The organism is Cellulosimicrobium sp. SH8 (assembly GCF_025818875.1).
GTDB lineage: Bacteria > Actinomycetota > Actinomycetes > Actinomycetales > Cellulomonadaceae > Cellulosimicrobium > Cellulosimicrobium cellulans_D.
In genome coordinates this window covers 157,291-178,131 of record NZ_JAMXMH010000011.1, presented here as the reverse complement: position 1 = coordinate 178,131, position 20,841 = coordinate 157,291, and the positions used below count along the sequence as shown (strand labels likewise).

Genomic DNA, 20,841 nt, shown 5'->3' with positions numbered 1-20,841 from the left:
TCCGACGCTCGGGCCGGTCTCGCGACAGCGATCCCCCCGGCACCATGCAGGCTCGCGACGGCCTCATCCCGCGGGAGTCACCACGACCCGCAGCAGCCGGTCGTCGCCGGCGCGCGGGTCCCCGCGTCCGTCGGTGTTGTTGGTCAGCACGTACAGCACGGAGCTCCCGTCGTCCCCGAGCGGCGTCTCCGGGTCGACGAGGACGGCGCGCAGCCGACCCCGGTCCGTGAGCAACGCCTGGGGCGAGCCGAACGCGTCGGCCGACCCCCCGGCGTCAGGAGTCGCGAACGGCACACGCCACAGCGTCTGGCCCCGCAGCCCCGCCAGGTACGCGCCCTCACGGGTCACGGCCAGGCCGCTCGGCGAGGCGTCCGACGTCGACCACGTCGCCACCGGGTCCACGAACCCCGACGCGGCGCCGCCCACCCCCTCGACCTCCGGCCAGCCGTAGTTCCCGCCCGGCACGACGACGTTGAGCTCGTCGAACGTGTCCTGGCCGAACTCCGACGCGAGCATCCGGCCCGTCACGTCCCACGCGACGCCCTGGACGTTGCGGTGCCCCAGGCTCCACACCGGCGACGCCGGGTCCGGGTTCCCCGGTGCGGGCGCGCCGTCCACCGTCAGGCGCAGGATCTTGCCGTTCAGCGCGCCCGCGACCTGCGCCGCGCCGCGCTGCTGCGCGTCCCCCGTCGTCACGTAGAGGTAGCCGTCGGGCCCGAACGCGAGCCGGCCGCCGTCGTGCGTGGACGCCGCGGGGATGCCCTGCAGGATCGGGGCGAGGGCCGACAGCTCGCGGCCGGCGAGCGTCGCCCGCAGGACCTCGTTGCCGCCGTCGGCGGTCCGGTAGACGAACACCTCCCCCGGCGCCGCGCCGCCTTCGGGCCCGACCGCGACCCCGAGCAGGCCCGACTCGCCCGTCGCGACCGTGCCGTCGCGCAGGTCGTCCGCGCCCGGTCCCGTGACGGGCTCGGCGGCGCCCGACGCCGGGTCCACGACGACCAGGCCGCGCTCGTCGCGCAGCGAGACGAGCAGCGTCCCGTCCGCGAGCGCCGCGAGCCCCCACGGCGCGGGGAGCCCGGTCGCCACCTCGGTCACGTCCACCCGCACCTCGGGCACGACGACGAGTCCGGGCTCCGGCGCGGGCGCCGGCGTGCTCGTCTCCGTGGGCTCGCTCGGCTCGGCGGTGGCCGTCGTGACCGACGGACCCGGGGCAGGTTCCGGACCGTCGTCGGGCGTGCACCCGGCCAGCAGCACGACGGCGGCCCCCACCACGGCCGCGGGCCACGCCCGACGCGGGACCGTCCGGTTCGTGGGCATGCGCCCATCGTCGCGCGCCGCGGGCGCCGTCGCACGGGCCGCGCTCCCCGCGCACGACGGCGGATCCGCGCCACACTGGAGACAAGGAGGCGGGTCCTCCCGCCTCACCGGCCCCAAGGGAGGGGCGCCATGAACCCGAAGGTGCTCAGCTTCGTCGTCGCCGCGGTCGCGTACGGGGTGACGCTCGTCATCGCCAACCTGGTGCTCGAGGGGATGACCATGAGCTGGCTGTGGGGGCTGGTCGCGGTCGCGCTCTTCACCGTGACGATCACCCTGCTGCGGCCGCTCGTGGTGCGGCTGCTCGGCAAGCACGTCCACGGCTGGACGTGGACGCTGGGGATCGTCACCGTGCTCGGCTCGCTCGTCGTCACCACGTTGCTGTCCCCGTCGAGCGGCTTCGACATCGACGGCTTCTGGACCTGGGTGTGGGCGACGCTCATCGTCTGGGTCGGCACGGTCGTGTACGACCTCGTCGACGACCGCGCCGTCGCCGCGGCGGGCCGTCAGGTCGACAGGTACCAGGGCCGGCACGGGCGGACGCCGCCCACGGCGGCGCCCGCCTGACCGTCAGAGGCGGGTCAGGCCGCGCTTGAGGCCGCGGATCGCCTGGCCGATGCGGTGCTCGTTCTCGATGAGCGCGAACCGCACGAACTCGTCGCCCCCCGGGCCGAACCCGACGCCCGGGGAGACGGCGACGTCGCACTCCTCGACGAGGTGCGTCGCGAACTCGATCGAGCCCATGTCGCGGTAGGGCTCGGGGATGCGGGCCCACGCGAACATCGTGCCGCCGGGCTTGTGGATGTCCCAGCCGATGCGCTGGAGACCGTCGTACAGGGCGTCGCGACGCGACGCGTAGACGGACGAGATCTCCTGCGGGAACTCGGTCGCCTCGTTGAGCGTCACGGTCGCGGCGATCTGGATCGGCTGGAACGTGCCGTAGTCGAGGTAGCTCTTGAGCTTGGCGAGCGCCCCGACGACGTCGCGGCGCCCCACGAGGAACGCGACGCGCCAGCCCGCCATGGAGAACGACTTCGTCATGGAGTACAGCTCGACGGCGACCTCGCGCGCGCCCTCGCACTGCATGATCGACGGGGGCTCGAACCCGTCGAACGTCATGTCCGCGTACGCGAGGTCGTGCACGAGCACGACGTCCTTGTCCCGCGCCCAGTCGACGAGGCGCTGGAGGTCCTCCTTGGTCGCGACGGTCGTCGTCGGGTTGTGCGGGAACGACAGGACCACGACGCGCGGCTTGGGCCAGCCGAGCTCCCACGCCTCGATGATCCGGTCGATGTACCCCGCGGCGTCGGTCCCGTCGCCGATGGGGACCTGGCGCGCGTCGGCGCCCGCGAAGTAGGGACCCCAGATGTGGATGGGGTAGCTCGGCGTGGGGACGAGCGCGACGTCGCCGGGCTGCAGCAGCACCCACATGAGGTGGCTGAAGCCCTCCTTGGCGCCGATGGTCGAGATGATCTCGGTGTCCGGGTCGAGGCTCACGCCGAACCGGCGTTGGTACAGGCCCGCGACGGCCTCGCGGAGCTTGGGGATGCCGCGCGACGCGGAGTAGCGGTGGTTGCGCGAGTTCTGCGCGGCCTCGGCGAGCTTGTCGACCGCGATCTGCGGGCTGGGCAGGTCCGGGTTGCCGAACCCGAGGTCGACGACGTCGCGGCCCGCTCGGCGTGCCTCGATCTTGAGCCCGTCGATGATGGTGAAGACGTAGGGCGGCAGACCGGGGATCCGGCGGAACTCCATCGCAGTGCTCCAGCTCTGTGCGGGGCGCCCGGGCGCGGGGTGCGCACGGGTCGCGGGTCTCGCAGGGTACGCCTGCTGCCCGATGCCGCGCGTCGTGTCTCGTCGCGGCGTCGTCCCGGCAGCCCGCCGTGGGACCGGCGCTCAGCCGTCCCAGCCGAGGTTGCGCGCCATGCGCTCGAGCGTCGCGACCGTCTGGGCGTACTCCGCGCGGCTGATGCCGTCCGCGACGCGCTCGCGCGAGACCGACACCGCGTCGAGCAGGTCGTGGTAGGCGTGGTTCCCCGCGACGGTCACGGACAGGCTGCCCGCGCCGTCGCGCGCGACCCAGCCGCGGCGGACGAGGTCGTCGATCTCCGCCGTCACGGCGCTCGCCCCGTGCCCGGGCCCGGGCGCCGCCCCCGTGAACGGCGAGAGGACGCCGTCGACGCTCGTCTCCTCGCTCACGCCGTCCCGGATGGTGTTGAGCACCTGCCAGTGCCGGCGCGTGAGCCCCGAGTGCTGGAACACGCCGTCGAAGCTCTCGTCGATGAGCCGGTCCACGAGCTTGAGCCAGTAGCCGATCGGGCGTTCCGGCGCGCCGGCCGGAGGGGTCGCGGCGGGCGTCGGGTCGTCGCTCATCGGGTCCTCCCGGATGCTCGGGTACGGCTGCTCCCACTCTCGCACCCGCGCGCGGGACGCGCCCGGCAGGCCCCGCGCCTCGTCCAGCAGCTCCCCCATGGCCCCGTCCCGGGTGGCAGAGTGGGCGCATGAGCGAGAACACTCCCGCGGTGCGCCGCGCGCTGATCGTCGTCGACGTCCAGCCCACGTTCTGCGAGGGCGGGGAGCTCGGGGTCGAGGGCGGGAACGCCGTCGCGCAGCGGATCGCCGACCATGCGCGCGACCACCGCGACGCCTACGAGCTCGTCGTCACGACCCAGGACTGGCACGTCGACCCGGGCGAGCACTGGAGCCCGGAGCCCGACTTCGTCGACACGTGGCCCCCGCACGGGATCGCGGGCACCCCGAACGCCGAGCTGCACCCCGCGCTCGCCGACCTCGCTCCCGACGCCGGCGTGAAGAAGGGCGAGTACCAGGCCGCGTACTCCGGGTTCGAGGGGGTCGACGTCGGCGGCCGGCCGCTCGCGGACGTCCTGCGCGACGCGGGGATCGAGGCGGTCGACGTCGTCGGCATCGCCGAGTCGCACTGCGTGCGCGCGACGGCGCTCGACGCCCACGCGCTCGGCCTCGCCACCCGGGTCCTCACCGACCTCACCGTGCCGGTCACGCCCGAGCTCGGCGCCGCGGCGCGCGAGGAGCTCGCCGCGGCGGGCGTCGCACTGGAGCCGAGCACCGCCGTCGGGCGCTGACGGTCCGTCCCGCGCGGGCTCAGCGGCGGCGCGCCTCCAGCGCCGCCGCGTAGAGGTCGCGCTTCGCGACCCCCGCGTCCTGGGCGACGTCCGCGACGACCTCCTTGAGCCGCTCGCCGCCGTCGACGCGTGCCAGCACGCCCGGGACGAGCTCGGCGAGCGGGACCGGTCCGCGCGGCGGCGCCCCGCCGACCACGACGCAGATCTCCCCGCGGAGCTGCTCCTCGGCGGCGCGCTCCGCGAGCTCGGCGAGGGGCCCGCGCAGCACCTGCTCGTACGTCTTGGTGAGCTCGCGCGCGACGGCGGCCGGCCGGTCCGCGCCGAACGCCTCGGCCATCGCAGCGAGCGTCTCCGCCACGCGGTGCGGCGCCTCGAAGAACACGAGCGTGCGCGGCTCGTCGGCGAGCGCGGCGAGCGCGCGCGACCGGTCGCCCGCCTTGCGCGGCAGGAAGCCCTCGAAGCAGAAGCGGTCCGTCGGGAGCCCCGAGAGCGCGAGGGCGGTGAGGACGGCGCTCGGCCCGGGCGCCGTCGTGACGGGGACCCCGCGCTCGACCGCGCGCGCGACGACGCGGAACCCGGGGTCAGACACGCTCGGCATGCCCGCGTCGGACACGACGAGCACCGTCCCGCCCCCGTCGACGACGTCGAGCAGGTCGTCCGCGCGGTCGGACTCGTTGTGCTCGTGGAAGCTGAGGACACGACCGCCGACCTGCACGCCCAGCCGGCCTGCGAGCGCGTGCAGGCGGCGCGTGTCCTCCGCCGCCACGACGTCGGCCTCGGCGAGCAGCCGCCGCAGCCGCGGGCTCGCGTCCTCCGCGTTGCCGATCGGGGTGCCGCCCAGCACCAGGTGCCCGGCCTCCCGCGGGGTCGTGGGCCGGTCGGCGTCGGGCACGTCGGTCGAGGAGGACATGGCTCCCAGGGTTCCACACCCGTGTGCCCCTACGATGGCCAGCGTGTCCCAGCCGCCCGCCGACGCGCACCCCGGGCCCCGGCCCGCGTCCGACGCCACCGACGACCGCTCGGACGACGCCGGGACCCGACCGCCGCCCGACGTCGAGGCGTCCGACCTGTCGGACGACTCGGCCACCGAGTCGCCGGGCGAGACGCCGAGCGAGCGAGCCGACGAGACAGCGGGCTCCGAGCCCGACGCCGCGTCCGACCTGACGCACCGCGAGCGCCTCCTGCTCGCCCTGCTCGGGCCGCGGCGTCTGGCCCTGGGGGCGACCGCGCACGACCGCCTGTGGGGGTGGCTCGGGGTCGCGATCGTCGCCGCCGTCGCGGCGGTGCTGCGGCTGTGGAACCTCGGCCGGCCGGGCACGCTCGTGTTCGACGAGACGTACTACGTCAAGCAGGCGTGGACGCTGCTGCAGGTCGGGTACGAGGCCGACTGGCCCGAGGAGCCCAACCCGGCGTTCGAGGCCGGGGACGTGAACTCGTTCCTCCCGACCGCCGACTACGTGGTGCACCCGCCGCTCGGCAAGTGGATGATCGCGCTCGGCATGAAGGCGTTCGGCGGTGCCGAGAACCCGTGGTCGTGGCGCATCGCGTCCGCGGTCGTCGGGGTCGTCGCCGTCGTGCTCGTGGCGCGGATCGCGCGGCGCCTGTTCGCCTCGACGGCGATGGGGATCGTCGCGGGCGCGCTCATGGCCGTGGACGGCGAGGCGATCGTGCACTCCCGCACGGGGCTCCTCGACAACATGCTCATGATCTGGGTGCTCGTCGCGTTCGGGTGCCTGCTGCTCGACCGCGAGCAGGCCCGACGGCGCCTCGCGGACCGCTGCGGGGCGATCCTCGACGCGGGCGGGAAGATCGGGCGCTACGGGCCCGGGCTCGGGTGGCGGTGGTGGCGGTTCGCCGCGGCGGTCGCGCTGGGCCTCGCGTGCGGGGTCAAGTGGTCGGGGCTGTACTTCCTCGCCGTCTTCGCCGTCGTGTCGGTGCTGTGGGACGCGACGGCGCGCCGCACCGCGGGCGTCGGGCGCTGGTGGGAGGACGCGCTCGTGCGCGACGCGATCCCGGCCGCGCTCATCATGCTCCCGACGGCGGCGCTCGCCTACCTCGGCGCCTGGACGTCGTGGTTCCGCACCCCCGGGGCGTACATGCGCCAGTGGGCGCTCGACCACCCCGACGAGGGCGTCCAGTGGCTCCCGCCCGCGCTGCGGTCGCTGTGGGAATACCACCTCAAGATGTGGGACTTCCACAACGGGCTCACGTCCGAGCACACGTACGAGGCGCACCCGCTCGGGTGGATCCTCCAGTGGCGCCCCACGTCGTTCTACTGGCGCTCCTACGACCCCGGCGAGGCGGGGTGCGAGGTGGAGCGCTGCGCGCGGGCGATCACGTCGCTCGGCAACCCCGTGCTGTGGTGGACGGCGGCGCTCGCGATCCTCGTCGCGCTGTACGCGCTCGTGCGGCTCAAGGACTGGCGGGCGCTCGCCGTGCTCAGCGGCGTCGTCGCGGGGTGGGCTCCGTGGTTCCTCTACGCCGAGCGGACCATCTTCACGTTCTACTCGATCGTGTTCACCCCGTGGGTCGTGCTCACGCTCGTCTACGCGATGACCCTCGCGCTCGAGCGCACCGAGCACCGCCCGGTCGCGCGGGCGCGCGTGAAGGTGGTGCTCACGGTCCTGCTCACGACGATCGGCGCCGTCAGCGTGTTCTTCTACCCGATCTGGACGGCGTGGCAGGTGCCGTACTGGTTCTGGCGCCTGCACATGTGGCTGCCCACCTGGATCTGACGCGTCACCAGTCGACCTGCGCCGACTCGTGGAACGCGATCCCCGCGCGGCGCCAGGCGTCCGCCTCGCGCGCCACGCGACGGCGGTAGTCGTCCCAGTCCTTGCGGTCCGGGGCGGTCCAGCCCACCTCCGCGACGGCGCTCAGGCGCGGCAGGAGCATGGTGAACAGGGCGTCGAGCGTCGGGATCCGCTCGGTCCACACGGCCGCCTCGACGCCCTCGATCGTCTCGACCGGCAGGCCGGGCACGACCTCCTCCGGCTCCCAGTCGTAGGAGTCGCGCACCTCGACGAGGCCCGCCCAGTCCTGCCCCAGGGCGGGGTCGAACTCGGCCGTGTAGCGCATGTCGAGGTAGACGCGGTTCGCCGGCGACAGGATGATACGCGCCCCGGCCTTCGCGGCGTCGACCAGGTACGTGAGGTCCATGGGGTGCGTGTCCCAGTACTGGACGATCGTTCCCGGGCGCAGCGGCGCCTTCGCGGCCTCCTGCCACGCGACCGGCTTCTTGCCGGCCTCGAGGATCACCCGCTCGCACAGCTCGACGAACCGCGCGTACTCGGCGGGCTCCATCTTCAGCACCTCGTCGCCGCCGAGGTGCACGTGCTCGCCGTCCGTCGCGTGGGCGAGGTCGGTGAAGACGTCGCGCAGGAACGGCTCCGTGGCGGGCAGGTCGAACGTGAGGCGCGAGAACCCGACCTCGATGCCGGAGTAGGCGTCGGTCGCGGCGCCGTCGGGCATGAGGTCCCCGTACACGTGCGTCGCCGCGTTGATGTGGCCCGGGACGTCGATCTCCGGCACGACGCGCACGAAGCGCTCGGCCGCGTGGTCCTGCAGCGCACGGAAGTCCGCGAGCGACAGGTGCCCGCCCTTCCCGCCGGACGTGTCGCTCCCGGAGGAGAGCTTGGCGAGCTCGGGCCGGGACGGCGACTCGATGCGCCAGCCCTGGTCGTCCGTGAGGTGCAGGTGGAGCACGTTGAGCTTGTACGCCGCGGCGACGTCGATCACGGCGCGCAGGGCGTCGAGGCCGAAGAACGTCCGCGCGAGGTCCACGGACAGGCCGCGCCAGGGGTAGCGGGGCGCGTCGTGCACGACGACGTGGGGCACCCGCGCGGGCTCGTCGCCCGGACCGGGTGCCTCGACGAGCTGCCGCAGCGTCTGCACCGCGTGGAGCAGACCGGCGGGCTCGGCGGCGGTCGCGGTGACCCCGGCCTCGTCCACGACCAGGCTGTACCGCTCCGGGCTCGCGGAGTCCTCTGGACCCGCCGCCTCGTCGAGCCGGAGCACGAGCGCGGTGGGGGTCGCGACGCCCGCCGCGGAGCCTTCGGACGCCGGGTCGTCGTGCGTCGCGACGACGCCGTCGATGCCGCTCAGGAGCGTCGCGGCCAGGTCCCCGAGCCACGGGGCGGTCCGCTCGAGACCGAGCGCGTGGACCTCCAGCGTGGTGACGGGGACGTGTCCCCCACGGGGCTCGACCTGCAGGGGCTGGGGGATGACCGAGACCATCGGGTACCTCGTCGTCTGGGGCTGGGATCGAATCGATTCGGCTTTTGCGAGCGCCACACCCTAACCCGCGTCAGCAGGGACGGCCAAGCGCCTCGGGTCAGTGCGAGGGCGCGACGTAGCGCGGACTCGGGTCCAGGCCGAGCACGCCCTCGACGTCGCGGGCCGGGTCCGAGGAACCGGTGGTCCACCCGCCGACCAACCCCTGCGGCAGGCCGTCGAGCAGCACGCCCCACTCGCGGACGCGCGCGCCGTAACCGTCGCCGGACGTGGGCTGCAGCACGACCGCCGTCTCGCCGGCCCCCAGGTCGAGGCCTGCCACGTCGCGGATCGCGTCCGCGTCCGAGCGCTGCAGCACGACGAGCTTCTGCGGGAGCCCGGACGTGCGCACGACCTCCCCCACCGCGCCGATCGCGGCGCCCAGCTCGTCCGCGTCCACGGTGCCGTTCGGGACGTCCTCGCCGCGACGGGCATCGACGTCGAGGACGACCCCCACGGTCGGGCGGGCGAGCACGTCCGCGTACTCGGCCACCTGCTCGTCGAAGGTCGCGCGCCCCGGCTCGAACCGCAGGACGACCAGCACCCCCGCCGCCGCGGCGGCGTCCACCAGCGGCAACAGCTCGTCGGCAGGAATCTCCGTCGAGTAGTCGCGGTCCGTCCCCGCGCTCGACGACGCCCGGGTCGCGGGGACCTCGAGAACCGGCACCACGACCTCGTCCGGGGCAGCCTCCACGTACGCGGCCGCCGCGTCCTGCGCGCGCGTGACGGCGTCGGACACGGACCGCTCCCCCACCGCCACGAGCCCGGACGTCACCGCGTCCGCCTCGACCGCCACGTACCGCACCCCGTCGGCGAGCACGAGCTGCGACCCGCTCGGGAGCAGGGTGCCGGCCTCGGCCGTGCGCAGCCGCCACGCGAGGTCGTCCGCGGACCCGAAGCTCGCCCCGATGCCCACGACCGCGAGCGCCTTCGCGGCCGCGAGCGCGTCGACGACCTCCGCCGAGGACCGCGGGTCGCCCTGCGGCACCTCGAGCGGCACCGCCCCGGCCGCGCGGGCCGTCGCGATCGCCGCGGACTGCGGGCCGCCGGGCGCGTCGAGGCTCCCCGGCTCCGTGAGCGCGAGGACCTCCGTGAGCGTCTCCGGCTCGCCGCGCTCGGGGAGCGCGGCACGGACGTCGTCGAGGTCGTGCTCGTCGAGCGTCCCGTCCGCGCGGAGCGCGCCGACGTCGAGCAGGACCCGCTCGACGCCCTCGACGTCACCCACCGTCGCACGCGGGGGCGTCTCGTCGGCGTCCTCGTCCTGCCCGGGCGGGACGTCGGCCTCACCGACCTCGACGACGGCGGCCGTGCCGAGCCGGGCGAGCTCCGTGCGCAACCCCCCGTCGGAGATCCCCCCACCGACCAGGAGGACGGGGGCGGCGAGCTCGACCGCCGCGGCGGCCGCCACGGCCCGCGCGGCCTCGTCGTCGACGACGGCGAGGACGACCACGGGCGCGGACGTGAAGAAGGCCTGGCTGCTCGTCAGCGCGAGCTCCGCCGGGTCGGTCGAGTCCAGCACGAGGACGCCCTCGCCGGGCTCCGCGGCACGCGCGACGAGCCCCGTCTCGCCCGAGGAAGGTCCGTCGGCCTTCGCCGTCTCCGCGGCACAGCCACCAAGCACCGCGACGGTGCCGAGGCTGAGGACGACGGGGAGGGCGACAGGGACGAATCGGACCTTCCGAGAGTTCACGCCCCCATCATCGCGTACGCCGCGCGCCCCGCAGAACGGGGGATGTGGAGGAGTCGTGACGGTCGGCCCGTCGGGTGGACGCCCGCCGGCGGGGTGACCCGTGTTCGGGACGCGCCGCGGGCGCACGGGACGCCGGGCGCCGTCGACCGGCATACTGGCCGGGCCCGAACCCACCGCCGAGGAGATCGCATGTCGACCCCCGACCAGCCCGACCAGAACCCGCAGCAGCCCGGCGGGACGCCCTCCGGCCCGCCCGCGTACGGCGCGCCGCAGCCCGGTCAGCCGCAGCAGCCGCCGCAGGCCCCGCAGTACGGCGCCCCGCAGGCACCCCAGTACGGCGCGCCGCAGGCGCCGCAGTACAACGCCCCGCAGGCCGGACCCGTCCCGGGCGGGACGCCCGGGTACCAGGCCCCGGCCCAGGACCCCGGCAAGACGATGGGCATCGTCGGCCTCGTGCTGTCGTTCCTCGGCTGCCTGTCGATCGTGGGCCTGATCCTCAGCATCATCGCCTTCAACAAGTCGAAGAAGGCCGGCTACAAGAACGGCGTCGCCCTCGCGGGCATCATCGTCGGCGCCATCGTGCTCGTGATCTCGATCGTCGTCGGCATCATCATCGGCGTCACGACCTCCGCCGTCATCGAGAAGTGCGCCGAGCTCGGCCCGGGCACCCACTACGAGAACGGCATCGAGTACACCTGCGGCTGACCGCTCGCGCGCACCGCGCGATCCGAGCACGGACCACGAGGGCCCCCGCCGAGCGGCGGGGGCCCTCGTCGTCCGTCAGCCCGCGTCCGCGGCGCAGCGGAACCCGAGGTGCGTGGTCGCGCTGTCGTCCGACTGCGGGGACCGGGCCGCGGGGCGGTACCGGCGGCAGTACTCGGGCGCGCACAGGTGCGATCCGCCTTTCGTGACGCGCATGACCTGCGGCGACGTCGTCGGCGCCAGGAGGTTGAGCCGCGCCCCGGCGTCCGGCCCGCGCGTCCCGGGAACGACGTGACGGGGGGCGAACGTGTCGACCGTCCACTCCCACGTGTTCCCGATGAGATCGACCAGCCCGTACGCGTTCGCCGCGTAGGACCCGACGGGCGACGTCCCGCCCCAACCCTCGTCGAGGTAGGGGAACCGGCCCTGCCAGGTGTTCGCCATCGGCCGCCCGCCCGGCGCGAGCTCGTCGCCCCACGCGTACTCGGCATCCATCAGCCCGCCGCGCGCGGCGCGCTCCCACTCGGCCTCCGTCGGCAGCCGCCGGCCCGCCCAGGCCGCGTAGGCCGACGCGTCCTCGAACGCGACGAGCACCACCGGGTGGTCCGGGCGGTCGTCGACGTCGGACCCCGGTCCCTGCGGCGTACGCCACGACGCCCCGGGTTGCCACCGCCACCACTGCCGCCAGTCGCGCAGGTCGACCGGACCCGCCGTCGGCGTGAACACGAGGCCCCCGGGCACGAGGTCCGCCGGGTCGGCCCCCGGGAAGTCGGCCGGGTCGAGCGCGCGCTCCGCGACGGTCACGTAGCCGGTGTCCGCGACGAACGCCGCGTACTGCGCGTTCGTCACCGCGTGCCGCTCCAGCAGGAACGGCTCGACCTCCCGGTCGTGCGCCGGCCCCTCCTCGGGGTAGTGCCGGTCGGAACCCATGCGGAACGTCCCGCCGGGGATTGGGACCAGATCGGTGAGGGCCACGCTGGCCAGCATAAGAGCGCCACCCTGTCGGTGGGACGTCGTACGTTGCGCGTCATGACACCGCACTTCCCCGCGCTGCCCGACGACCTCCCGCCCGGGCGCCTCGTGCTCGCCGACGAGAGCGACTGGGCACCGCCCGGGCTCCACGGCACGGCGCTGCTCTGGGTCTCGGACGCACCCGTCCGGGACGCGGGCGAGGTCTGGGCGCGCCTGCGCGGCGCGCACGCGCAGACCGGCCTCGTCCCTCTCCTCCTGGAGCACGACGACGACCACCCGGACGCCTGGGTCGGACGGTGGTCGTTCCCCGAGCCCGCCGAGGTGCTCGACGCCGTCGACCCCGAGACGGCCCTCCGGTCGCTCTGGGACGACCTCCAGGACGACGCGGGCTCCGACGCGGGCTCCGACGCGGACGAGGTGCCCGGGGCGGGAGAACCGAGCGGGCCCTGGCCCGGCCTGGCTCGGCCCGGGCAGGCCGGGGAGGACCCGGAGGCCCTCGCCGACGCCTTCGCCCGCCATCTCCAGGACGACGTCGACCCCTACGGTCGACCGCGACCGTGGCGGCTCGGCCTGGTGCCCGCGCCCGACGGCGCGGGCGCCCTGACCCTCGCCGGCTGGGACGGGCCCTGCAACCACACGAACGACACGGAGCTGGTCTCGGCGGTCCTGCGCTCCTGGGCCGATCGCTTCGGCGCCCGGGTCGTCGGCGTCGGGACCGACATGTTGCTGGTCTCCGTCGCGCGACCGCCCCAGGACCTCGAGCACGCCCGCGCTCTCGCCGTCGAGCACTTCGCCGTCTGCCCCGACAACGTCTGGCAGGGTTCCCACGACACGTTCGACGAGTACGCCCACGCACTCGTCGGGACCCACGCCTGGTCGTTCTGGTGGGACTGAGACGCGCCCTGAGCAGCAGAAAGGGCCGCTGACGGTGTCAGCGGCCCTCTCAGAGGGTGGAGCTAGGGGGATTCGAACCCCCGACCTTCTCATTGCGAACGAGACGCGCTACCAACTGCGCCATAGCCCCTCAAGCGAGGAACAGACTAGCACCCCGGGGGTGGGGTCTACCAAACCGGCCACCCCCGGGGGGAGCTACTGCCCCGCGGCCCGACGCCGAGCGAGGATCTCGTTGAGGTCGAGCCCCAGCGTCTCGGTCGACGGCTTGCGCTCGTCCCCGACGGCGGGCTCGGGCGCGCCCGAGGGCACCTCCACGGCGACCTCCACCGCGGCGACCGGGGCAGGGGCTACGCCCGCCCGGGCGGGCGAGACGACGTCGTCGTCCGTGAGCGGGGCGGGCTCGCGCCGCGGGGCCGTCGGCTTCATCGTGTAGGTCGGCGGCGGCACCGGCACGGGGTCCCAGGCGCGACCCGACGGCACGCGGTCCTCGTCGACGCCCTCGACCTCGACGACCTGCGCAGCCTCTGCCGTCGCGACCGCCGGAGCCTCGGACGACCCGGCGTGCGCAGACGCAGGCTCCTCGGAGCCGGAGTCCTCGGCCGTCGTCGTGCCCGGCGCCGTGACCCGCTCGCGCGGCGACGACCCGACGGGGCCGCCTCCGGAGAGCGCGGCCGCGGTGGCGTTCGCCCGCGCGAGGTCCTGGGGCGTGACGCGCGGGATCATCTGCGTGCTCACCTGGGACCCGTGCACGGCGCGGCCGGTGACGCGCGGACGCGCACCCCGGGGCGCGGGCGGCGCGCCGAGGACGGTCCCGCGTGCGGCGCGGGCGGCGGCGCGACGCTCGGCCAGCCACGCGGCGTCGGACCGCTGCGCGGCGAGCACCGCACGACGGCCCAGCACGAGGACGAGGCCGAGGACCGCCGTCGGGACCACGCCGGCCCACCACGGGAGGTACCCGAGCGCGACGACGACCCACACGGCGACGCTCGCGAGCAGCAGCACGACCGTGAGCGCGAGACGGCGGCGCGCCGCGGCGGCGCGCCGCTCGAGGAGGGCGAGGCGGGACTGCTCGGACGCCGGCTGACGGCGCGGCGGTGCCCCGCGCGAGGGTGACGCGCTGACGGTGCTCCCCATGGCGTGCGTTCCCTCCTCCTCGTGCGTCCGGCCGGCCGGCCGGTCCTGCGTCCCCGCTCCCCCGAGGAGGGCGCGACCTCCGTCGCCGGACGGTCCCGGGGCGATCGACGCGACGGCGGTGACGCCGTCGAGCCGCGCGTCCCAGCCGCCCGCGCCCCCGCCGCCCGGGCCGGCGACGGCCAGGACACGCAGGGAACCGGAGAAGCGGTCGTCCGTGCGCGCCTCCAGCAGCTGCTGCCGGTGACGCACCCGGTGCGGGACGTAGAACCCGACCCACAGCAGGAACACCGCGAGCGCGACGATCCCCGAGGCCGATTCCACATCCCGACCGTAGGCGAGGCGCGCGGCCACGGTCCGCACGCGCTCCGGCGTGTCGGTGGGCTCAGATGGTCTCGCGGCGCGTGGCCTGCCAGCGCGCGAGGAGCCCGTCGGGGACCTCCTCGCTCGTGATCGCGAACGTGCGGTGGTCGCGCCACGCCCCCTGGATGTGCAGGAACCGCTCGCGCACGCCCTCGTCGCGCAGGCCCAACTTCTCCACGACGCGCAGGCTCGGGCCGTTCTCCGGACGGATGTTGATCTCGATGCGGTGCAGGCCGAGGACCGCGAAGCAGTAGTCCGTCGCCATGGCGACGGCGGTCGGGATGACGCCCCGGCCCGCGACGTGCTCGCTCACCCAGTAGCCGATGCTCGCGCCGCACAGCGACCCGTACGTGATCGAGGAGACCGTGAGCTGACCGACGAGCTCGCCGTCCAGCTCGACGGCGAACGGCAGCGACGACCCGGCGCGCGCCTGGGCGGACAGGACGCGGACGTACTCGGCGAACGTCGGCGGCCCTCCCCCGCTGCCGGGGCGCGGCGACGTGCCCTCCCAGCGCTCGAGCCAGTCGGCGTTGTGCGCGCGCAGGCGCATCCACGCGTTCGCGTCCCGACGGCGCAGCGGGCGCAGGACGATCGACCCGCCCAGCGTGTCGTCCCGCAGGGTCACGGGCCACGGCTTGGTGACGGTCCAGCCGCGCGTGATCTTGTGCGTCATGCGGCGGTGACCGTCCTCGGGAGCTGTCGGCGGGCGCGGGCGGGCGCCCGGTCCTCGGTGCACAGGGTGGCACCACCGGGCGCCCGCGCGCCACCGACCGGTGACGGGGGCACCCGGTGGTGCGGCGCGGGATCAGCCGAGCGTGACGACGACCTTCGCCTCGGTGCCCTCGGGCAGCGCCGGGATCGGGGCCGCCGGGTCGTGCGCGACGCCGTCGACCGTCACCGAGCGCACGCCCTTGGACACGTGGTCGGGGTTGCGGACCTCGATGTCGTAGACGGCGTCGCGCCACTCGCGGCGCACCTCGAACCCGTCCCAGTCCTTCGGGATCGACGGGTCGACGACGAGGCCGTCGAGCGCGAGGCGCACGCCGAGCACGTACTTGGTCACCGCGGTGTACATCCAGCCGGCCGTGCCCGTGAGCCACGGGTTCTGCGCCTTGCCGAACCACTCGTGGTCGCGGCCGTAGAGGAACTGGACGTAGGCGTACGGCTCGGCGCCGCGGACCTCGATGTTGTCGTTCTGGTGGTACGGCAGGATCGCGTCGTAGAACTGCACCGCCTCGTCGCCGCGCCCGAGCATCGCCTCGGCGATGATCGGCCACGCGTTGGGGTGCGAGAAGATCGCGGCGTTCTCCTTGATGCCCGGGTAGACCCGCGTGACGAACCCGACCGTGTCGTCGACCTTCGTGAACGCCGGCCAGTTGAGGTGGTTGCCGTATTCGGAGCCGAGCAGCTCGCGCACCGCGTCCATCGACGCCTCGCCGCGCTCCTGGCTCGTGATGCCCGCGATGACGGGCCACGCCTGGTGCTCGAGGAAGATCTTGCCCTCCTCGTTCTCGGCCGAGCCGATCTTCACGCCGTCGCGCGTGTAGCCGCGGATCCACCAACGGCCGTCCCAGAGCTGGGCGTCCGCGACCTTGGCGATGCGCTCGCGCTCCGCCGTGAACCGCGCGACGTCGGCCTCGGCCCGCTCGTCGCCCGCCGCGGCGAGCGGCTCCGCGATCTCGAGGAACGCGCCGATCGCCCACGCGTGCAGGAACGTCACGAGCGACGTCTCGCCGCCACCGAGGTTGAGGCAGTCGTTCCAGTCGGCACGCAGGCCGAGCGCGACGCCGTTCTGGCCCACCTGCTGCGCGGAGAACTCGAGCGCCCGGACCAGGTGGTCGTAGACCGTGGCGGACGTGCCCTCGGCGAACGGGATCTCCAGGTCGAGGAACGCGCGGTCGCCCGTCTCCTTGACGTACTCGACGACCGACGGAACGAGCCACAGGTGGTCGTCCGAGCACGTGTCCTCGAGCCCGTGGATGAGGTCCTTCGGGTCGACCGTGGGCACGATCGTCGGCGACGGGACGTCGGGCAGCTTCTCGGCGTCGGGGTCGAACGCCTTGGGGTCGAACAGGTGCAGGCCGTACCCGGCCTCCGTCTGCGCCCGCAGGAGCTCGACGATGCGCTGGCGCGTCTTCGTCGGGTTCGAGTGGATGACGCTCATGACGTCCTGCGCGGTGTCGCGGTAGCCGAGGCCCGCGCGACCGCCCACCTCGACGAACGACGCGAAGCGCGACCACTGCACGCACGTCTCCGCCTGGAGGAGGGTCCACGAGTTGATCATCGTGTTCATGCCCTCGTGGGGCGTGCGGATCCGCAGCTTGTCCTGCTTGGCGCGCCAGAACGCGCGGAGCCGTGCGCGCTCGGCGTCGACCGTCGCGACGTCCGAGTACTTCGCCTGGATCGCGCGACCGGCCGCGTCGCGCGAGCCGTAGCCGAGCATGTAGACGAGGCGCTTGGTCTCGCCCGGCGCGAGCGTGATCGTGTGCTGGAGCGAGCCGCAGTGGTTCTGCGTCGTCGCGGACTCGTTCGACCCGTGCCCGCGCTCGATCGCGATGGGGTTCGCCTCGGAGCGGTACGGGCCGATGAAGTTGTCGCGCAGCGAGTCGTACGACGACGGCGTCTCGCTCGACGCGAAGAAGTGGTACGTCCACGGCTCGTAGTAGAAGTCGTACTCGATGATCCCGTCCTCGTAGGAGGAGCCGGACGCGTAGAGCGACATCTGCAGGTTCTGGTTGTCGATCGTGATCGTGTGGAAGCTGAACTCCACGTACGACCCGACGGTGAGCTCGCGCACCTCGTCCGTCGTGTTCGTCAGCCGGACGTCCCAGACCTCGACGTCGTCGTCCACGGGGATGAAGATCGTCTGCTCGGCGTCCACGCCCTTGTACTCGGCACGGAACGTCGAGTAGCCGAGCCCGTGCCGGGTCGTCCACCGGCCCGCGCCGCCCGTGGGGTCGAGCTCCTCGCCGGGGCCGACGAACGGCTTGCCGACCGGCTGCCACGACACCGACCAGAAGTCGCCGTCCGCGTCGTCGCGCAGGTACACGTAGTGGCCCGGCCGGTCGACCGGGACGCCGTTCTGCCGGAAGCGCGTGATCCGGCCGTACTGCGAGCTCTTGTAGTACGAGTACCCCCCGCCGGTGTGCGACAGCACGGTGCACAGGTTCTTGCTGCCGAGGTAGTTCGTCCACGAGACGGGGACGTCGGGGCGCTCGACGACGTACTCGTCGTGCGCGGTGTCGAAGTGGCCGTAGCGCATCGTTGCTCTGGTTCCTGTCGTGGGGGGTGGGGCTGGGTGGGGCGGGGGTGGGAAGGGTTCGGCGCCGTCAGACGCCGGCGGTGACGAACCCCTGGAGCCACTCGAGGAGCTCGGCGGCCTTCTCGGGAGAGTCCGCCTCGACGAACATGCGCAGGACGGGCTCGGTGCCGGAGAACCGCAGGAGCGCCCAGTTGTCGTTCTCGAGGAGGATCTTGGTGCCGTCGAGGTGGGAGACCGAGACGACGGGGTACGGGCCGACGTGCGTGAGCGGCTCCGCCTCGAGGCGTCGGGGCACCTCGACGCGCATCTCCGGCGTCGCCGGCACGCCCGCCTCGAGCGTGTACAGGCGGCCCGTGATCTCGTAGACCATCGCGCGCAGCTCGGAGATCCGCTTGCCCGTGCGGGCCAGCATCTCGGCCACCAGGGCGCACGCGAAGATGCCGTCCTTGCCGAGGATCCAGCCGCGGATCGTCAGGCCGCCCGACGACTCGCCACCGAGCACGGCGCCGATCTCCTCCATGCCCGCCGTGACGTGCTTGAAGCCGACCTTGACCTCGCGCGACTCCTCGCCGAAGTGGGCGGCGAGCCGGTCGAGCAGGTGCGTCGTCGCGAGGTTGCGCACGACGCCGCCCTTCTCGCCGCGGACCTCGTGCAGGTACCAGTAGAGGAGGAGGAGCAGGTCGTTCGTCGAGATGTACTCGCCGGTCTCGTCGACGATGCCGATGCGGTCGGAGTCGCCGTCGGTGGCCATGCCGAGGTCGTAGCGCCCCCCGCCCTGCTGGATCATCGTCACGAGCGTGCTCAGGCGCTGCAGGTCCGGCGCCGGCGCGACGCCGCCGAACAGCGGGTTGTGCGCCGCGTGGATGAACTCCGAGCGCACCCGCATGTCGGACAGGATCGTGCCGAGCGTGAGCTGGCTCGTGCCGTACATCGGGTCGACGACCACCTGCAGGTCGGAGCCGCGCACCGCGTCCACGTCGATGATCTTCTCGATCGCGTCGACGTAGGGGTCGGTGAGCGACCGGTCGACCACGACGCCCGCGCGGCGCGCCACGTCGATGTCGAGCGTGATGACGTCGTCGACCGACAGCGCGTTGGCCTCGTCCTGGTAGCGGTCCGTCTCGTCGTCGAGCGGCAGCGAGCCGTCCTGGCGGAACACCTTCATGCCGTTCCACTCGGGCGGGTTGTGGCTCGACGTGACGATGATGCCGTAGGCCGCCCCGAGGTACGGCGCGGCGAACGTCACGAGCGGGGTCGGGACGTCGTCGGGCAGAAGCGTGACCGCGATGTTGTTGCCCGCGAAGACCTCGGCCGCCGCGATCGCCGACTCGCGCGAGAGGAAGCGACGGTCGCCCCCGATCACGACGCCCTTGCCGTCGAGGCCACGGCGGATCGTCTCGTTCGCGATCGCCTGGCACAGCCGGCGCACGTTCGCGAGCGTGTACCCCTCGCCGATGACGGCGCGCCAGCCACCCGTGCCGAACACGATCTTGGTGTCCGTGTTCTTCTTCGGGACGAACAGGCGCTTGAGCACGATGTCCGCCGCCTGCGCGAGCTCGTCCGGCGTGTTGATGCCGCGCACCTCGTCGACGTCGACGATCCGGTACGACGAGATCCGCTTCCCCGCGCCGATGACGCGGCGAGCGAGCTCCGTGAGCCGGTGCTCGCCGTCGGACGCCATGCGCTCGAGCTCGCCGAACAGCAGGCCCGGCGCCGCGACGTAGGCACCCACGTTGATCTCCGTGCGCGGCTCGGCGACGCCGCCCGCCTCGGACGACTCGAGGATCGCCGCGATCTCGCCCTCGGCGCGGACCACGCGGCCGTAGCCGTCGGGGTCGTCCACGACGGCCGAGAGGAGCGACAGGTCGGCGCCCGTGAGCGTGTGGCGCGTGAGCAGGCCCAGGAGCGACTCCGAGCGCAGCAACGGCGTGTCCGCGTACGCGACGAGCACCGGCTCGTCGACCCCGAGCCCCAGCACCGACGCGACCGCGCCGCGCGCCGCGAGGACCGCGTCGCCCGTGCCGAGCGGCGCCTCCTGCTCCACGTAGACGACGTCCTCGCCGAGCAGCTCGCGCACGGTCGGGTCGTCCGGCGCCACGACGACGACGATGCGGCTCGCGTCGACCACGCGACGCACGTTCGCCACGGCCAGCTCGACGACCGTCGCGCTGCCCAGCGGCCGGGACAGGAGGTCGCGCGACGCGGCGTCGTGCCCCGCGGCGAGCACGACGGCGGCCCTCGCGGTCCGGCTGTGCGCGCCCCCTCGCGGTCGCGGGGTCGTGGCGCTGGGCTTCGCGGGCGTCGTCGCGGTCATGGCGTCCTCACTGGTCGACCTCTGCCGGACCCCGACTCATTTGTCAGGAGTCCGAACTACTGGCTCTCCCCGATCATAGGCACCCCGGGCCCGTCCACGGAACCCGATCCGGCCCACCAGGGCCGAAGGTCACCCGCGCCGTGTCCGCACGGAACCGCGAGCCGGGTGACAATAGGGACATGAGTGGCCCGGTCCAGCCGTACCCCCTGCACGGAAGCATCGAAGCCGAGGACGCGAAGGAGATCCTCCGCAAGGCCATCCGCACCAACCGCCAGGCGCGGTCCGAGCGGCTCCGCAAGGAAGCGGCCGCCGCGATCGCCGACGTCGTCGCGACCATCCCCGAGGTCGCCGCCGCCACGTGCGTCGCGACCTACGCCGCCCGCCCCGCGGAGCCCGGCACCGCGGAGATGCTCGAACGCCTCTCCGCGCGCGGCGTGCGCGTCCTGCTCCCGGTGCTCGGCGCCGGCCTGCAGCGCGACTGGGCCGTGTACGACGGCCCGGCCGACCTCCAGGTCCGCGCCCCCGGCCGACCGCCCGAACCCGGCACCCCGCCGCTCGGCGCCGAGGCCATCGCCCAGGCCGACGTCGTCGTCGCCCCCGCGCTCGCCGTCGACTCGCGCGGCGTCCGGCTCGGCCAGGGCGGCGGCTGGTACGACCGCGCCCTCGAGCACCTGAGCCCCGGGACCAAGGTGGTCGCCGTCGTCTTCCCCGAGGAGGTCTACGACGCCTCCGACCGCCCGCTCCCGGTCGAGCCCCACGACAAGACCGTCGACGCCGTCGCGACCCCCCTCGGCTGGCGCTGGCTCCCGTAGCGATCCGCCCGGGCCGG

Annotated in this window: 17 protein-coding genes and 1 tRNA gene; 6 read left to right on the top strand and 12 right to left on the bottom strand. The window is 74.1% G+C overall.

The genetic code is table 11. From position 1 onward, the window contains the following. Positions 1-63: 63 nt before the first annotated feature. A complete protein-coding gene (locus NF338_RS16150; protein ID WP_264031712.1) occupies positions 64-1,317 on the bottom strand; it encodes a PQQ-dependent sugar dehydrogenase in 1,254 nt (417 codons plus the stop codon). A gap of 129 nt (positions 1,318-1,446) precedes the next feature. Between NF338_RS16150 and NF338_RS16145 the strand changes: the two genes are divergently transcribed. Beyond that, positions 1,447-1,881 (top strand): phage holin family protein, encoded by a 435-nt coding sequence (locus NF338_RS16145; protein WP_087469752.1) that lies wholly within the window; start codon positions 1,447-1,449, stop codon positions 1,879-1,881. Positions 1,882-1,884: 3 nt separating this feature from the next. Here NF338_RS16145 and NF338_RS16140 read toward each other — a convergent pair whose 3' ends face one another. Further along, positions 1,885-3,066 carry an aminotransferase class I/II-fold pyridoxal phosphate-dependent enzyme gene (locus tag NF338_RS16140; protein ID WP_087469753.1) on the bottom strand — a complete coding sequence of 394 codons (1,182 nt, stop codon included), beginning with the start codon at positions 3,064-3,066 and terminating at the stop codon, positions 1,885-1,887. 141 nt (positions 3,067-3,207) lie between these two features. Continuing rightward, entirely contained in the window at positions 3,208-3,783 is a 576-nt protein-coding gene (locus NF338_RS16135; RefSeq protein WP_264031711.1) for a MarR family winged helix-turn-helix transcriptional regulator, read from the bottom strand. Positions 3,784-3,812: 29 nt separating this feature from the next. Between NF338_RS16135 and NF338_RS16130 the strand changes: the two genes are divergently transcribed. Then, on the top strand, positions 3,813-4,412 hold the full coding sequence (locus NF338_RS16130) for an isochorismatase family protein (RefSeq protein WP_264031710.1): 600 nt from the start codon (positions 3,813-3,815) through the stop codon (positions 4,410-4,412). A gap of 19 nt (positions 4,413-4,431) precedes the next feature. Here the strand turns inward: NF338_RS16130 and rsmI are convergent, their stop codons facing one another. Next, a complete protein-coding gene (gene rsmI, locus NF338_RS16125; RefSeq protein WP_264031709.1) occupies positions 4,432-5,322 on the bottom strand; it encodes a 16S rRNA (cytidine(1402)-2'-O)-methyltransferase in 891 nt (296 codons plus the stop codon). Between the two features lie 34 nt (positions 5,323-5,356). Here rsmI and NF338_RS16120 point away from each other — a divergent pair, with 34 nt between their 5' ends. Next, positions 5,357-7,147: a phospholipid carrier-dependent glycosyltransferase gene (locus tag NF338_RS16120; protein WP_264031708.1), complete on the top strand. Its 1,791-nt coding sequence runs from the start codon at positions 5,357-5,359 to the stop codon at positions 7,145-7,147. Between the two features lie 4 nt (positions 7,148-7,151). Here NF338_RS16120 and NF338_RS16115 read toward each other — a convergent pair whose 3' ends face one another. Next, entirely contained in the window at positions 7,152-8,648 is a 1,497-nt protein-coding gene (locus NF338_RS16115) for a beta-N-acetylhexosaminidase (protein ID WP_264031707.1), read from the bottom strand. A gap of 97 nt (positions 8,649-8,745) precedes the next feature. Beyond that, entirely contained in the window at positions 8,746-10,374 is a 1,629-nt protein-coding gene (locus tag NF338_RS16110; RefSeq protein ID WP_264031706.1) for a hypothetical protein, read from the bottom strand. A 189-nt stretch (positions 10,375-10,563) separates the two neighbouring features. Here NF338_RS16110 and NF338_RS16105 point away from each other — a divergent pair, with 189 nt between their 5' ends. After that, positions 10,564-11,079, top strand: coding sequence for a DUF4190 domain-containing protein (locus NF338_RS16105; RefSeq protein WP_264031705.1), 516 nt, complete (start codon positions 10,564-10,566; stop codon positions 11,077-11,079). A 75-nt stretch (positions 11,080-11,154) separates the two neighbouring features. Here NF338_RS16105 and NF338_RS16100 read toward each other — a convergent pair whose 3' ends face one another. Further along, positions 11,155-12,006 (bottom strand): formylglycine-generating enzyme family protein, encoded by an 852-nt coding sequence (locus tag NF338_RS16100; protein WP_412847065.1) that lies wholly within the window; start codon positions 12,004-12,006, stop codon positions 11,155-11,157. Between the two features lie 99 nt (positions 12,007-12,105). On the opposite strand from NF338_RS16100, the gene NF338_RS16095 reads away from it, so the two are divergent. After that, the gene (locus tag NF338_RS16095; RefSeq protein WP_264031703.1) at positions 12,106-12,942 is read left to right on the top strand and encodes a DUF4253 domain-containing protein; all 837 of its coding nucleotides are present in this window, start codon (positions 12,106-12,108) and stop codon (positions 12,940-12,942) included. A gap of 57 nt (positions 12,943-12,999) precedes the next feature. Here NF338_RS16095 and NF338_RS16090 read toward each other — a convergent pair. The 5 genes from NF338_RS16090 to NF338_RS16070 form a co-directional block, all read right to left on the bottom strand. After that, a tRNA-Ala gene (locus NF338_RS16090) sits at positions 13,000-13,072 on the bottom strand. A gap of 65 nt (positions 13,073-13,137) precedes the next feature. Then, a complete protein-coding gene (locus NF338_RS16085) occupies positions 13,138-14,397 on the bottom strand; it encodes a hypothetical protein (RefSeq protein WP_264031702.1) in 1,260 nt (419 codons plus the stop codon). A 61-nt stretch (positions 14,398-14,458) separates the two neighbouring features. Further along, on the bottom strand, positions 14,459-15,109 hold the full coding sequence (locus tag NF338_RS16080; RefSeq protein ID WP_264031701.1) for a GNAT family N-acetyltransferase: 651 nt from the start codon (positions 15,107-15,109) through the stop codon (positions 14,459-14,461). A gap of 132 nt (positions 15,110-15,241) precedes the next feature. Continuing rightward, a complete protein-coding gene (locus NF338_RS16075) occupies positions 15,242-17,698 on the bottom strand; it encodes a GH36-type glycosyl hydrolase domain-containing protein (protein WP_264031700.1) in 2,457 nt (818 codons plus the stop codon). A 67-nt stretch (positions 17,699-17,765) separates the two neighbouring features. Next, positions 17,766-20,012: an NTP transferase domain-containing protein gene (locus tag NF338_RS16070; RefSeq protein WP_264031699.1), complete on the bottom strand. Its 2,247-nt coding sequence runs from the start codon at positions 20,010-20,012 to the stop codon at positions 17,766-17,768. A 179-nt stretch (positions 20,013-20,191) separates the two neighbouring features. Here NF338_RS16070 and NF338_RS16065 point away from each other — a divergent pair, with 179 nt between their 5' ends. After that, positions 20,192-20,824, top strand: coding sequence for a 5-formyltetrahydrofolate cyclo-ligase (locus NF338_RS16065; protein ID WP_264031698.1), 633 nt, complete (start codon positions 20,192-20,194; stop codon positions 20,822-20,824). Positions 20,825-20,841 lie beyond the last annotated feature (17 nt).

What these genes read in the sequence shown, in the direction of transcription:
- NF338_RS16150 (WP_264031712.1), bottom strand. Translation starts at nt 1,317, where the DNA reads ATGCCCACGAACCGGACGGTCCCGCGTCGGGCGTGGCCCGCGGCCGTG.
- NF338_RS16115 (WP_264031707.1), bottom strand. Translation starts at nt 8,648, where the DNA reads ATGGTCTCGGTCATCCCCCAGCCCCTGCAGGTCGAGCCCCGTGGGGGA.
- rsmI (WP_264031709.1), bottom strand. Translation starts at nt 5,322, where the DNA reads ATGTCCTCCTCGACCGACGTGCCCGACGCCGACCGGCCCACGACCCCG.
- NF338_RS16075 (WP_264031700.1), bottom strand. Translation starts at nt 17,698, where the DNA reads ATGCGCTACGGCCACTTCGACACCGCGCACGACGAGTACGTCGTCGAG.
- NF338_RS16095 (WP_264031703.1), top strand. Translation starts at nt 12,106, where the DNA reads ATGACACCGCACTTCCCCGCGCTGCCCGACGACCTCCCGCCCGGGCGC.
- NF338_RS16120 (WP_264031708.1), top strand. Translation starts at nt 5,357, where the DNA reads ATGGCCAGCGTGTCCCAGCCGCCCGCCGACGCGCACCCCGGGCCCCGG.
- NF338_RS16100 (WP_412847065.1), bottom strand. Translation starts at nt 12,006, where the DNA reads ATGGGTTCCGACCGGCACTACCCCGAGGAGGGGCCGGCGCACGACCGG.
- NF338_RS16065 (WP_264031698.1), top strand. Translation starts at nt 20,192, where the DNA reads ATGAGTGGCCCGGTCCAGCCGTACCCCCTGCACGGAAGCATCGAAGCC.
- NF338_RS16105 (WP_264031705.1), top strand. Translation starts at nt 10,564, where the DNA reads ATGTCGACCCCCGACCAGCCCGACCAGAACCCGCAGCAGCCCGGCGGG.
- NF338_RS16070 (WP_264031699.1), bottom strand. Translation starts at nt 20,012, where the DNA reads ATGACCGCGACGACGCCCGCGAAGCCCAGCGCCACGACCCCGCGACCG.
- NF338_RS16130 (WP_264031710.1), top strand. Translation starts at nt 3,813, where the DNA reads ATGAGCGAGAACACTCCCGCGGTGCGCCGCGCGCTGATCGTCGTCGAC.
- NF338_RS16080 (WP_264031701.1), bottom strand. Translation starts at nt 15,109, where the DNA reads ATGACGCACAAGATCACGCGCGGCTGGACCGTCACCAAGCCGTGGCCC.
- NF338_RS16135 (WP_264031711.1), bottom strand. Translation starts at nt 3,783, where the DNA reads ATGGGGGAGCTGCTGGACGAGGCGCGGGGCCTGCCGGGCGCGTCCCGC.
- NF338_RS16140 (WP_087469753.1), bottom strand. Translation starts at nt 3,066, where the DNA reads ATGGAGTTCCGCCGGATCCCCGGTCTGCCGCCCTACGTCTTCACCATC.
- NF338_RS16145 (WP_087469752.1), top strand. Translation starts at nt 1,447, where the DNA reads ATGAACCCGAAGGTGCTCAGCTTCGTCGTCGCCGCGGTCGCGTACGGG.